Origin of the sequence: Pollutimonas subterranea, assembly GCF_002849655.1 — a bacterium.
Classification (GTDB): Bacteria; Pseudomonadota; Gammaproteobacteria; order Burkholderiales; family Burkholderiaceae_B; genus Pollutimonas; species Pollutimonas subterranea.
Window position 1 is genome coordinate 26,450 of record NZ_PDNW01000026.1, and the last position, 13,791, is coordinate 40,240.

At 57.5% G+C, this 13,791-nt stretch carries 11 protein-coding genes; 9 read left to right on the forward strand and 2 right to left on the reverse strand.

What is annotated here, in order from left to right:
* Positions 1–108: 108 nt before the first annotated feature.
* Entirely contained in the window at positions 109–510 is a 402-nt protein-coding gene (locus CR159_RS19770; protein ID WP_199173376.1) for a GtrA family protein, read from the forward strand.
* Here the strand turns inward: CR159_RS19770 and CR159_RS19775 are convergent.
* Entirely contained in the window at positions 458–1,474 is a 1,017-nt protein-coding gene (locus CR159_RS19775) for a glycosyltransferase (protein ID WP_102075675.1), read from the reverse strand. The genes CR159_RS19770 and CR159_RS19775 overlap by 53 nt on opposite strands.
* An 81-nt stretch (positions 1,475–1,555) precedes the next feature.
* Here CR159_RS19775 and CR159_RS19780 point away from each other — a divergent pair, with 81 nt between their 5' ends.
* The 7 genes from CR159_RS19780 to CR159_RS19810 all read left to right on the forward strand — a co-directional run bounded on the left by CR159_RS19780 (position 1,556) and on the right by CR159_RS19810 (position 10,755).
* Positions 1,556–3,364: a hypothetical protein gene (locus tag CR159_RS19780; RefSeq protein ID WP_102075676.1), complete on the forward strand. Its 1,809-nt coding sequence runs from the start codon at positions 1,556–1,558 to the stop codon at positions 3,362–3,364.
* Positions 3,365–3,449: 85 nt separating this feature from the next.
* Positions 3,450–4,523, forward strand: coding sequence for a dTDP-glucose 4,6-dehydratase (gene rfbB / locus CR159_RS19785; RefSeq protein WP_102075677.1), 1,074 nt, complete (start codon positions 3,450–3,452; stop codon positions 4,521–4,523).
* A 43-nt stretch (positions 4,524–4,566) separates the two neighbouring features.
* A complete protein-coding gene (locus CR159_RS19790) occupies positions 4,567–5,202 on the forward strand; it encodes a hypothetical protein (protein ID WP_102075678.1) in 636 nt (211 codons plus the stop codon).
* Between the two features lie 87 nt (positions 5,203–5,289).
* A complete protein-coding gene (locus CR159_RS19795; protein WP_102075679.1) occupies positions 5,290–6,078 on the forward strand; it encodes a SapC family protein in 789 nt (262 codons plus the stop codon).
* Positions 6,079–6,255: 177 nt separating this feature from the next.
* Positions 6,256–7,998, forward strand: a complete 1,743-nt coding sequence (locus CR159_RS19800) for a type I secretion system permease/ATPase (RefSeq protein WP_102075680.1) — start codon at positions 6,256–6,258, stop codon at positions 7,996–7,998.
* Between the two features lies 1 nt (position 7,999).
* Positions 8,000–9,343 (forward strand): HlyD family type I secretion periplasmic adaptor subunit, encoded by a 1,344-nt coding sequence (locus tag CR159_RS19805; protein ID WP_102075681.1) that lies wholly within the window; start codon positions 8,000–8,002, stop codon positions 9,341–9,343.
* Positions 9,344–9,345: 2 nt separating this feature from the next.
* Positions 9,346–10,755, forward strand: coding sequence for a TolC family outer membrane protein (locus tag CR159_RS19810; protein ID WP_102075682.1), 1,410 nt, complete (start codon positions 9,346–9,348; stop codon positions 10,753–10,755).
* On the opposite strand, the gene CR159_RS19815 is transcribed toward CR159_RS19810, so the two are convergent.
* Positions 10,752–12,155, reverse strand: a complete 1,404-nt coding sequence (locus CR159_RS19815) for a TolC family outer membrane protein (protein WP_158238571.1) — start codon at positions 12,153–12,155, stop codon at positions 10,752–10,754. The two genes, CR159_RS19810 and CR159_RS19815, sit on opposite strands and share 4 nt — an antisense overlap.
* A 543-nt stretch (positions 12,156–12,698) precedes the next feature.
* Here CR159_RS19815 and CR159_RS19820 point away from each other — a divergent pair.
* Entirely contained in the window at positions 12,699–13,682 is a 984-nt protein-coding gene (locus CR159_RS19820) for a hypothetical protein (RefSeq protein ID WP_102075684.1), read from the forward strand.
* The last annotated feature ends 109 nt before the right edge of the window (positions 13,683–13,791 follow it).

The window sequence follows — 13,791 nt, forward strand, 5'->3', positions numbered from 1 at the left end:
TGATATGAGTGATTAAGGGTTGTGATTATAGTCAGGGCGCCAATACGTAACATGCTACGCTTACCGGCTGGGTAACAACCCCGCCATTTTGCCTAATTCACCCATATTATGAAAACCATCCGTGAATTCCTGCTTTTCGGCATGGCGGGCCTGTGCGGCTTTGCCGTCGATACCGCGGTCTTGTATGCGCTGCACGAAATACTGGGCCCGTTCTACGCGCGCGGCGTGTCCTTCCTGGCCGCCGTGCTTGCCACCTGGCTCATCAACAGGGCATTTGCTTTCCGCAAGCGCAGGTCCGAGTTGTCCAGGAAGCGGGAATTTCTTTTCTACCTGGCGCTGATGTTGGCCGGTGGGGCGGTCAATTACGCCGTATATAGTTGGCTGGTCATTTCCTACCCGCTGGTGCAGCAGCATTTGGTCATCGGCGTGGGGGCGGGCAGTGTAGCGGGCATGCTCATCAATTTCCTGGTGTCGCGCTACCTGCTGTACCGGTTTGCGGCTGGCCAGTAAACCGCGACTCATCCGCAACCGAGCGCCGATGCACGTCCAGGTAATGCAGCTCGGCCTTGAGTTTTTCGTGATGGGTGATGGAATCAAGAATCACGCCCACCGCCAGCAACAGGAAGGCTACGGTTTCCAGCGCCGCCGCCAGCACAGCCGACGGTACGTGCGAGATATATTGCGAGCCGAACCATTCTTCGAATACGGGCACGGCCACCACCACGCCGGCCACGGCAAACAACATGCTGAGCGCCATGAAAAAGACCATGGGCCGGTAGTAGCGCAGAATCTGGGCAATCGTGAAGATGACGCTGGCGCCATCTGAAAACGTATTCAGCTTGGACACACTGCCAACCGGACGATCACGATATTCCACCGGCAGCTCAACGATGCGCATCCGGCGATGCAAGGCGTGCAGCGTCATGTCGGTTTCGATCTGGAAGCCTTCCACCAGAATCGGGTAAGTCTTTACAAACGACCTGTTGAACGCCCGATAGCCGCTCATGATGTCGACCAGCCGCGCGCCGAACAACCAATTGACCAAGCGTTGAACCAGGGTGTTGCCAAAGCTGTGCAAGGCGCGCTTGTTCTCCAATGCGTAGTGCCCGCCCGAGTGGCGGTCGCCCACCACCATGTCCGCATCGCCATTCAAAATGGGGCGCACCAGGTCGTGGATGCGTTGGGCCGGGTAGGTCAGGTCGGCATCGGCAAGCACGTAGACGTCCGCCTCGATGTCCAGAAAGGCGCGGCGCACCGCATTGCCTTTGCCTTGGCGTGGCTCGTGCAGGACAGTGCCGTTGGCGCCCAGCCGCTCCAGCGTATCAGCCGCGATCCGGCCGGTGGCGTCTCGCGAATTATTGTCGACCACCACGATGCGGGCATCCGGCATTTCGGCATGAAAGGCTTCAATGGTGGCGGCAATGGTCTGTTCTTCGTTGTAGGCAGGTAAAACGATAGCGATTCTAGGCAACATTGATTTCAATCATTTAGGCATTCCGGGACAAAAGCCAACTGATAGAATTGTAGCCCCTTACCTTGCTGGATCAGGCGCCCCATGGTTTTCGATTTGATCAGGGTACACGCGGCGGCAAGCCTGTTCCTGTTGCACTGCGCCGTCCTCGGATTCGCCTTGTTCAAGCCCATGGGTTTATGGACGTCGTCACCTGCGCCAGACAGCAACCGTTACCTTAAATGGTTTTTTGCCATCAGCCTGGGCTGCCTGGCAAATATTGCGGCGCTCTTCGTGCTGGGTTTAATCGGTTGGTTTAGCGGCATTGCCGTGTTGATCACCGGCCTGGTATTGGTAATGGCGGCTCTACCCATCGCCATGAAGCAAGCCCGAGTCTTGCATCTCTTTCATATTACGAGCCGCAGTGCAGCCGTGCTTGACGTGCTGATGGTGCTCGTGCTGTTGTTTACGGCAATGATCGTTGCCTTTCATCCGCCTGGGCACTGGGACGATACGATGTATCAGCTTCCCCTGGCACGGGACACCTTGCAGCATCAGGGCTTCGTCCTTAACGAGTATCTGCGCTTTCCGCTCTTTCCTCAGAATATCAACCTGTTGCTGGCATTGGGCTTGATGCTGGGCGGCGACCTGATGGCGCAGACCTTCGCGTCCATTCCCTTGTTTATCATGGCGCTCGGGTCGATAGGCGCATCAGTCTGGATCATGGGTACGCCATTGCCCGGCGCCATCGCCTCGGTCCTGCTTTTTACCCTGGGGCCGATCAAGCCGTCGTTGGGCTACGCCTATATCGATAATGGATTGGCCTTGTTCTGCTGGGGGGCGACGCTGGCGTTTGCGCTGTGGCTCAGCCAAGACAGGGGCAAGCGATCCTATGGCTGGCTGATCGCTGCCGGCTTGCTGGCCGGAGCCGCCGCGGGAAGCAAGTATTTTGGCGGTGCATTCGCGTTCCTGCTGGGTGTCTGCGTGGTGCTCGCGCGCCGCGATGGCAAGGCGTCCGTCGTCTATGGGCTTGCCGTGCTGCTGACGGGAAGTTGGTGGTACCTGCGCAGTTTTGTGAATTCGGGCGACCCCGTGCACCCGGCAGGCGGCAATTACTTCGGCTTTTTCCTGTGGAATGCAGACGACTTGCTACGCCAGAAAGCGGAACAAGCCACGCATGGCGTTTCGCTGAATCCCCTTTACCTTTGGTCGACGCTGAAGGAAGCCAACGTTATTGTATGGATGTTGGCCTTCATCGGCTTGGTCTTGCCAAGGACGCCCGCGCCGGTGCGGGCCCTGCAATTCGTCTTTCTTGCCTACTTTGTCTTCTGGTTTTTCGTGACGCAGGTCACGCGTTACCTGGCGCCCATCTCCGCTGTTGGCACTTTGCTGTCTTTCTATACCTTGTATCGCTGCGTCGGGCTGCTACCGCTTGCGGCAAATAATAAGCTGGCCCTGAACCGAAGAGGCGCCATCGCCAGTTATATAGTGCTGGCCATGATGGTGATCTTCGCGGCCAACCGCTACGACAAGTACCACAAGGAAACGGTGCAGTGGGACGCGATACTCAGTCAAAAGCCGGGTTACACGCTCTTTAAGAAAGCGAATACGCTGATTCCCGAATACGGGGATCGACTGGTCCAGCTGGGCTTTGAAAACGCGGTGTACTACTTTGATGGTGTCGTAATCGGAGACTGGTTCGGGCCGGGTAGGTATAGCAGCATGCTGGATTGCAATGCCCAGCGGTGCACACCCGTCGAAGCAGAAGCCATGAAACAGCAGCTGGAAAAATTCGGCAGTCGCATGCTGGTCGTGTCCACCCAGCAGTATCCCGACTTCAATCCAGCGGCTTACGCGCACTATTTCGACGTCGTCCTGCAGGCCGACGATGGTGTGCTCCTGATACTGCGGTGATTATCCGCCACAAAGCCGGGGCGCCATCGTCCAGCCGATGCCTATGCTAAATTGTTGAATTCGCCTCCTTGAACGTTTACGCTCTATGAAAATCCTTATTACCGGCGGTGCCGGCTTTATTGGCTCGGCCTTGACGCGCTATGTAGTGGCCGACACGACTGATGCGGTCGTCAATGTAGACAAGCTGACCTATGCCGGTAACCTGGAGTCGCTGGCCGACGTGGCAAACAGCGATCGCTATGCCTTCGAGCAGGTCGACATCTGCAATCGTGCCGAGCTGGACCGCGTGTTTGCCCAGCATCAGCCTGATGCCGTCATGCACCTGGCCGCCGAATCGCATGTGGACCGTTCCATCGACGGACCTGCGGCGTTCATAGAAACCAATATTGTGGGCACCTATACTTTGCTGGAAGCCGCGCGCCAATATTGGCTGGGCCTGGACGAAACGCGCAAAGTGGCGTTTCGCTTCCACCATATATCGACCGATGAAGTCTATGGCGACCTGGAAGACCCCAGCGAACTATTCATCGAAAGTACACCTTACGATCCCAGTTCGCCGTACTCGGCAAGCAAGGCCAGCTCCGATCACTTGGTACGCGCGTGGCGCCGCACTTATGGCTTGCCCACGCTCATCACCAATTGCTCGAATAACTACGGCCCCTATCACTTCCCGGAAAAACTCATACCGCTGGTCATACTGAACGCGCTCGACGGAAAACCGCTGCCGGTATATGGTGCGGGCAACCAGGTTCGCGACTGGCTATATGTGGAAGACCATGCGCGGGCGTTATATGAAGTTGTCACAAAGGGTGAAATAGGCGAAACCTACAACATCGGCGGCCATAACGAGAAAAGGAACATTCAAGTCGTACACACCATCTGCGAGTTGCTGGATGAGCTGCGGCCCATGCCGGCGGACGCCAATGGCCAGGCTGTTTTCTACAAAAGCCTGATCACCCATGTACCCGATCGTCCCGGCCACGACCTGCGCTACGCCATAGACGCCTCCAAGATTCAGCGCGACCTTGGTTGGAAGCCAGAAGAAACCTTCGAATCCGGCATACGCAAAACGGTGGAATGGTATTTGGCCAACCTGCCATGGTGCCGTCACGTGCAGGATGGCAGCTATCAACGTGAACGTCTGGGCGTCAAGGCATGAGCTCATTCCAACCGCCACGCAACGCACATAAGGCTGGAAACACATGACAGACTCTACCCAAACCGATACCACCTACTGGCTAAGCCAGCAGTTCAAGATCACCTTCGGCGCCTATGAAGACCGGCTGATCGTCACGGCCAATCGCGGTGAGCACGGCCCCGTCAATTTGCTGTTGACGCGTCGTATGGTCATGATCGTTTTGCACGAACTGCTGTCCAAGCTGGCCGACCTGACCGGCCTTAGCAAGACGCCTGCGCAGCATTGGCAGGAAGTATTGCAGATGGCACATCAGCAAGCCATGCAAGCCAAGCAAGACGCCGACCAAGCCGCGGAGCCTTCCGTCGCCGATACGCCGCCGACGCTGGCCGACGTATCGCAAGCCGCAGCGGCCTCGGTTGCTCCCCCGCCCGAACTCTATCTGGCCACCGAACTGGTCATCCAATTGGAAGACAAGCAGCTGACCATGGCATTCAAGGGATTGCCCATGCCCAAGGCGATGGTCACGGCCAGTGCACACGAGCCAGTCCTTGCGATTAGTTTGCAGCCCGAACACGTACATCAATTGATCCAGTTGCTGATCACCAAGTCGCAAGAGGCGCAGTGGCATTTACCCTTGAGCCTGCCTTGGCTCGAAAATCCACAGTCGCAGCCGACCAGCCTGGGCACTCTTATCCATTAGACGCCTTAGGGGCGACGAAGTCGTTTGAAGTCGGCTGAAGAGGGTGTCTCCTATAATTGGATACTCCTTCGCCATACAGGAAGATCAATGCCCGCTTTACAAGTCATTTCCCAAGAAAACCATGCCGGCAAACGTTGGCAACGCTACACCTCATATTCATTTGCCGCAGGCGACGCTGTTGCACAATTGGTCGCACAAGAACTGCCCAAGGCCGCCATGGTAATTCCGGTGGGCTTTATCGAGGTCGACGGTGGGTTTATGCCCGTGGCGGTGCAGGGCTTGCAGCCCGGCCAGAACCTGTATGTCGCCCCCGACGGCCGCTGGCTAGCGCAATACATACCGGCCGCGTATCGCGGCTATCCCTTCGCGCTGGCCAACACGCAGGATGGCCAGCAGGTCATGTGCTTCATCGAAGACAGCGGTCTACTTTCGGACACCGACGGCGAGCTTTTCTTTGATGAAGCCGGCGAACCGGCGCAGCCGTTGAAGGATGTGCTCGGCTTCTTGTCGCAGGTCAGCGAAAATCGCCAGACCACCCAGCGCATGTGCGCGGTCTTGCAGCAGCATGGCCTCATACAGCCTTGGCCGATCAAACTGCAGAACGAAGCGGGCGAACAGAGTATAGAAGGCTTGCATCGTATCGACGAAGCGACCTTGAACAAGTTGTCTGCCGAGGCTTTCGAAGAAGTCCGCCAGTCTGGCGCGCTGCCAATCATCTACTGCCAATTGCTGTCCATGCAGCATTTGCAGAAACTCGGCCAGCTGGCCCAGGCGCATGCCGCCCAGCCGACCGCGCTTCCGCAGACCGCCAGCGGCGAATTGGACCTCGAATTCCTGAACGATAGCGGCACAATCAGCTTCGGCGGCTTGCGTTAAACACGGTTTATAGTTTGCAGACAGTACGCAACAATGCCCGCAGATCGCGGGCGTTCAACCATTTGTAGGGGGGCAACGTGATATAGTAAAAGGCTTTTTCATAAAAAGACTAAACCTTTTTCACTATCGTTTTGCACTCGCTATGCTGCTAGCCATGTGCCGCCTACAGGTCCACCCATGAAGTCATCCCGTCGCACCGAGTTGGGCGAAGTACTCTACCGATTCCGCAAGACGTTCTACAGTTTGGCTGCATTCAGCTGTGTCATCAACCTGCTTGCGCTTACGCCTTCGCTGTATATGCTGCAGGTGTATGACCGCGTGCTGGCCAGCGGCAACAAGACCACCTTGTTGATGCTCACCATATTGGTGTTGGGCGTTTACCTGCTGTCGGGCTTGCTGGAATTTGCCCGCTCTTCGGTACTGATTCGCGTCGGCAACCGTTTCGATATGCTGCTGAACAAGCGCGTATTCACGGCATCGTTCGAACAGAACCTGGTACGAGCCGGTGGCAACCCGTCGCAAGCCATCCACGACCTGACCAATTTGCGCCAATTCCTGACCGGTAATGCGCTATTCGCGTTTTTTGATGCACCGTGGACGCCTATTTACATCGCCGTCACCTTCATGGTCCATCCGCTATTGGGCCTGATTACACTGGTTGGTTCGATTCTGTTGTTCGTGCTTGCCTACATCACCAATATCGCCACGCAAAAGCCATTGGCCGAGGCCAATCAGGCTTCTATCGTGGCCGGTAACTTTGCCAACAACCACCTGCGCAACGCCGAAGTGATCGAAGCCATGGGCATGCTGCCCGGCCTGCGCGAACGTTGGTTTGGTCAGCATCGCCGCGTGTTGTCGCTGCAAACAGTGGCTTCCGACCGCGCTGCGCGTATCAGCACGGTTACGCGATTCGTGCGTATTTCACTGCAGTCCCTTATCCTTGGTGCGGGTGCGCTGCTGGTTATCGACGGTACCATTACCGCCGGTATGATGATTGTCTGCTCAATACTCATGGGCAAAGCGCTGGGGCCGGTCGAGCTTGCCATTGGCACCTGGAAGAACATGCTGTCTTCGCGCGTGGCCTATGGCCGCCTGGACGAAATGTTGAAAGAAGCGCCGCCGCGCGGCGAGAAAATTACCTTGCCTGCTCCGAAAGGCGACCTTCTGCTTGAAAACGTCTTCGCCAGCGCGCCCGGCGCGCCGGTCTCCATCTTGAAAGGCCTTTCCTTCGCAGTCAGTTCCGGCGAGGTGGTAGGCGTTATCGGACCCTCGGCTTCGGGCAAATCCACGCTGGCACGATTGCTGGTCGGCGTGTGGCAGGCTCGGGCAGGGCACGTGCGCCTGGACGGCGCCGACGTATTCCACTGGAATAAAGACGAACTGGGCCCGCACCTAGGCTATTTGCCGCAGGAAATCGAGCTGTTTGAAGGCACGATTGCAGAAAACATCGCCCGCTTCGGCGAACCTGACGATGCCAAGGTGATCCTGGCCGCCCAGCGAGCTGGCGTGCACGACATGATCCTGCGCTTGCCGCAAGGCTATGACACGCGCTTGGGCGTAGGCGGTGCTTCCTTGTCTGGCGGACAAAAGCAGCGTGTAGGGCTGGCGCGTGCCATTTATGGCGATCCGGCGCTGGTGGTGCTGGACGAACCCAATTCCAACCTGGACGACGTCGGCGAAGCCGCGCTGGTCCAGACGGTGAACGACTTGAAGCGGCGCGGCACAACAGTCATCGTTATTACACACCGCATGAATATTCTGAATGCAGTGGACAAGCTGCTGGTCTTGCGCGAGGGTGTCATGACCTTGTACGGCCCGCGCGAAGATGTGCTGAAGGCATTGCGCCAGCAACAGGCGCAAATCGCCGCTGCGGCCAGCGGCCCCACGCCTCTGCAAATCGTAGCGAAAGGGCAGGCCTGACATGAGTTGGTTCAAGAAGAATAAATCCTCCGACGTCACCGACGTGGTGGACTTGGTCGATACAAATTCCCAGGCGCCCATGCGCTGGGGCATGGCCGTGCTGCTGATCGGTTTTGGTGGCTTTGCCTTGTGGGCGGGGTTTGCGCCGCTGGACGCCGGTATTCCGGCCAACGCCACCGTGGAGGTCGCGGGCAACCGCAAGACCATCCAGCATCTGGAAGGCGGCTCGGTGGACGAAATCCTGGTGCGCGAAGGCGATAAGGTAAGCGCCAACCAGGTGTTGGTGCGTCTTAACCCCACTCGCGCCGTTGCCGAGCAAGGGGTCATCAGTGCCCAGTACATCATGGCCAAGACGACCGAAGCCCGGTTGCTGGCCGAACGCGACGAATTGCCCGCGGTCGTGAACGACCCGGACGTCGTCGAGCGCTTCAAGGACGACCCGCGTTTTGCGAGCGCCGTGCGCGCGCAGGCGCGTCTGTTTGAAACCCGGCGCGAGGCATTGAAGGGTGAAATCGCCATCCTCAAAGAAAACCAGCGTGGCGCTGAAGCGCAGCTTAAAGGTCTTACCCAGGTCCAGGGCAGCCGCAAGTCGCAGATCAACTTCATCAACCGCGAACTTACGGGTGTGCGCCAATTGGCCAAAGAAGGCTATCTGCCGCGCAATCGCATGTTCGAACTGGAACGCGACGCCGCCCAGTTGCAGGCGGCCTTGTCCAACGACATGGTCGAAGCAGGGCGCGTGCGCAACCAGGTCTCGGAACTGAAATTGCGTGTGATACAACGCAGCCAGGAATACCAGAAGGAAGTCCAGTCGCAACTGTCCGACGTGCAAAAAGAAGCCTCGGCCCTTGGCGACCGGCTGTCCGCGCTGGATTACACCGTTCGCGAAACGCAAATTCGGTCGCCGCTGGATGGCGTCGTGCAAAACCTTAAGGTACACACCCTGGGTGGCGTAATCGGCCCTGGAACGGTTTTGATGGAGGTCATCCCCGCCGATCACGCCTACCTGGTGCAGGCGCAGGTGCCCGTACAGGCCATCGACAAGGTGGCGCCCGGACTTCCCGTGGAAATCACCTTTCCGGCCTTTAACCACTCCAGCACGCCCAACATTCCCGGCACGGTACTCACGGTATCGGGGGACCGCCTGACCGATGAGGCCACCAACATGCCTTACTATCGTGCGCAAATCGAAGTCACGCCAGAGGGCGTGGAGATGCTGGGCAATAATGTCATTCGGGCCGGCATGCCGGCTTCGGTGCTGATACGCACGGGCGAGCGCACGATGATGAGCTATCTGCTCAAGCCTTTGCTAGAGCGTCTGAACAAGTCCTTCAAGGAACAGTAACCATGCGTGCGATCCTGGCTTCAGTAAGCGCGGCTGGACTGGTGGCGTTGCTTGCTGCCCCGGCATACGCGCAAGTCCAAACGAGCAGGGTGGAGGTGGCGCAAAAAGACACGTCGCCCTCCGTCATGACGCTTAGCCACGCCTGGACGGCCGCGCTGGAGCACGATCCGACCTATCAGGCCGCCATCAGCGAGCGTGAAGCCGGTCAAACCAACAGGGCCATGGGCCGGGCCGGTTTGCTGCCCCAGGTCAGCGCCTCGCTGGGCCGCAACAAGGTGCGTGGCACGCTGGACAGCCCCACTGCGCGCGGCGACGTGGTACGCGAAGACCTGGACTATATGTCGCACACCAACGAGATCCGGGCCACACAGCCCATTTTCGACTGGGGCCGCATCGAGGAATACAGGCAGGGCCACGCCCGCGCTGACTACAGTCTGGCCGTGTTTGATACCAAAGCCACCGACACCTCCGAGCGCCTGATCAACCGCTACTTCCAAACACTGTTGTCATACGAAAATGTGGTGCTGGCCGAGAGCAAGCTGCAAGCCAACGAAAAGCAGATCACCGCCGCCGAGCGCCGTTACGACAGTGGCGAAGGCACGGTGACCGACGTGCGCGAGTCCAAGTCGCGACGTGACCTGACCAAGGCCGATGTGATTCAGGCACAAGATGCCTTGATCGTGGCGCGTCGCGAGCTGGAGGAAATGATAGGCAGTTCCCCCATCGCGTTGACGACGCTGAAGGCCGCCTTCCAGACCAAGCCCTTGGTGCCAGGTGCCTTGTCGGATTGGCAGTCCATGGCCATGGTTGGCAATGCAGAGATACGGGCAGCACAGCAAGGCTTGCGTATTTCCGACCTGGAAGTGGGCCGCACCTTCGGCGGCCACCTGCCAACGCTGAATATCGTGGCGTCGCGGCGCGACGTCTCCAGCGAGACGCTATCAACGCGCGATCAGGACAGTGCGACCAATTCCTTTGGCTTCCAGGTTTCCCTGCCTATTTTCTCCGGAGGACTGACCAGTGCACAGGTCAGCCAGTCGCGACATAACCGCGACCGTGCCGGCCAGGAACTGGCCGCCACGCGTGAGCGCATTTCCGTCGAGGTGACGCGGCAATACCAGGGCGTGGTCAGTGGCACACAGCGGGTCAGGGCCTTGGTAACGGCGGTGGAGTCCACCGAAGCCGCGCTGAAGGCCATCGAAATGGGCTACCAGGCCGGTACGCGCAGCATCGTGGACATTCTGGATGCCCAGGACCAGCTTTATCGCTCACGCCTGGACCTGGTACAGGCCAGGCTGGAATACGTACTGGCCAGGCTGATGTTGTCAGGCGCCGTAGGTGGGCTTGATGCCAATGTGATCAACGCGGTCAGCAAGACGTATTTCGGTCCGGAGAAAGTGGTGTTGGGCTAGTCCTGTTTGCCATTCAGTGAAATGGCCGGCCCCAGGTAGACATTGCTGATGCGGTCGAACTGAACACTTTCCAGCTCACCCACGGCGCTGGCCAGTTCCATGTGCGCCAATAAATACTCCAGACGCGCCTTTACCAACTGGTATTTGGCCTGATACAGCTTGTCTTGCGTCTTGAGCACATCAAGATTGCTAGTAGCGCCGTACAAAAAGCTTTTTTCCGCCGAGTCCAGGCTTAGCTGACTGGATTCCACCGCGGCTTGCAGGGCGCTGATGCGCTCGGCCCCCCCCTGCACATTGGTGTATTGGCGCGTAATGGTGGCCTGCACCCGTTCACGCGTCGCATCCAGTTCCTGCTGCAGCCGGCGCCAATCCAGGCGCGCCCGCGACACATTGGCCGTGTTGTAGCCGCCGGTGAAGATAGGGATGTTGACCTGGATTCCAATAATGAAGGTATTACTGCGCTGGCTTAACGTCGACAGATTTTCGCTATCGGCCTTGCCGTAGCTGGCTACCAGGTCCATGGTGGGAAAGTAGCGGCTTGCGGCCCGGTCCACTTCGGCATCGGCCACGCGCACCGCTTCCTGTGCGGACCGCACGTCCGCATTGTTGACGGAGCGCTCCAGCCACTGCTGAAGGCTGGCCGGTATCAAGGGCAATACGGGGAAGTCTCGAGTGAGGGTAGCAACCGTGTCCACGGGCGCACCCACCAATGCCTGTAATTCGCGCGCGGCCACACGCAACTGATCGTCGGCAGCAATCACATCCGCGCGAGCCACGGCAAGCCGGGCTTGCGTTTCCTGCACGTCGGTGCTGGTTCCCTCGCTTTGTCGGTATCGTGCTTCCAGTGCTTTAGTCTGCGATTCCAGCGACTCAGTCAGCGAAACCTGCAAGCCCCACTTGTCGTAAGCCAAAAGTAGGTTGAAATAAGCCGTCGCGAGGCGTATACCCGTTTGCTGCTGCTTGACGGCGAAGACCGCAGTGCCTTGCTGGGCCCGTGCCACGCCACGGCGATATTCCGCATAGCGCCCATAGTTCAACAGTGGTTGCTGCAGCTGGACATAGGCATTGGTAGAGTCGTAACTGACGTCCGAGGATAAGCGCCGCCCCATAGAGGGCTGTTCGACAGTACCCTTTACCTTGCTGCGCGAATAGCCGGCCTGCACCTGCGGCAGCAGGGCGGAACGCCCTTGTTGTCTTTGTGTCTGTGTCGCGGCTTGCTCGCTAATGGCGGCCAGATAAGTGTGGTCGTATTCAAGGGCCAGGCGCCAGGCGCGGGATAGGTCTACGACGCCCTGAATAGAAGAGGGTGGTACGCCATGCTCGGCAGCGTCGGGGCTATCGTACTGCGCGTGCAGTAGATACTTATAAGGAATGGACGTGGCCTGCGCATGAACGGGCATACCGGCGAAACTGCTCAATGCAATAGTGGTGACCCATAATGCACGTAGACTGGATGTTTGGAGTCGCAACGTATGTGGTTGTTTGCTGGGGGCGACGCGGGAAGTTTGGCCAGTGAGATTTGAAAGCGCCACAGGGTCGAGCGATACAGACATTGAATACCTTCACGACCAAGGTGTGCGTCACGCCGGTCCGGGAGAAAACCCTTATTCTACCAACTGTTTAGCCCCTTCTTGTCACAACAGCGCGCTTATCAACGAATTGAAACCGTGTTTATTATGGTAAAAAGCTGTCTGAGGCTGAATGATGTGATTACATCATGCTTCAGAAATCCGGCCATGTGGCCGTATCGCGAGTGCTGTAGATCGTAACATATGTCGTTTTCAAGCATCAAAATCGCCCGAAAAGGCCCAAAAGCCTAAGGATGATAGTGTATGCTCCAACAATAACAAGCTGTAGCGACTTGTTTATTGTCGTATACTGCGATCGATGTAACTACTGCAATCGACGTAAGTTTTATCCCTAATATTTCGGAGTGTTGAAGAATGGCGAACCCAATCTGGTTTAATAAAGAAGACTACCTCACCAGCAAGCTAGCGCAATTGCGCGCCGCTGGCGACAATACATATAGCAACATCGTTACACTTGATGCTGCTCTTGTAAACGCAGGTTTCACTGCGTTCAGCCATTTCGAAGCCTTCGGCTCGATTGAACGCACCAGCCCTAACAAATATTTCAACGCAACAGAATACCTGGCAGCTAAAGCTGTTCAATTGAATAGTGTTGCCGGCAACACTAAGGTCTGGACCGCCGACAACGTCGCACTGGCCATTAAAGACGCGGGCATGACTGTTTGGGGCCACTATCAGGCGTTCGCTCTGACTGAAAACGTCAACCCATCCAACAGCTTCGATGTCAGCTCGTACATGGCAGACAAGCTTGCGCAATTGCAAGCAGCTGAACCAGCAAAGGGCTGGACCGCAGAGCAAGTGAAAGACGCTTTTGTCGCTGGCGGTCTTGATCCGATCTCCCACTATGTGGCTTTCGGTACAGCTGAATCGCTGACAGTTAAACCCGTTCCAGCTGGCGAGCAAGTACCTTCGGATTCGTCGAGCGGCCAAGTTTTCACGCTTACTGCTGCTGCTCAGACTTTAGTCGGCACATCGGGTAACGATACGTTCGTTGGCGTGGTTGATGCAGTTACTACCGCTAACACGACGCTGAGTGTTATAGACAGCATTAATGGTGGTGCCGGCACAGATACCCTCGTTGTGACCACGGTCGGAACTGTAGACGTTCTCAATAATGCGCTGATTTCTAACATTGAAGCCGTCTCGATTCGTAATACTGAAGCCACTACTGGCGGTCTTGCCTCTATTTCCGCTACGGGACTAAGTTCGGGCGTAACTGCGACCGGAACCGGCGATATCACGGTTACCAACTTGGCAAACGGGGTCGCGTTCACGGCCAATGGCGCAACTGGCGCTCCGGTGATTAGCCAAGGCTACGTTCCCCCTCTGTCACAATAGATGTCCGGTCACTTGAACCTAATAGATGAGGGGGCGGTTGGAGTGTTTTCATGTCCGCCTATAGCCCTGAGCTCAAAGAGCAAATCGTCAGGAAAATGATGCCACCTAA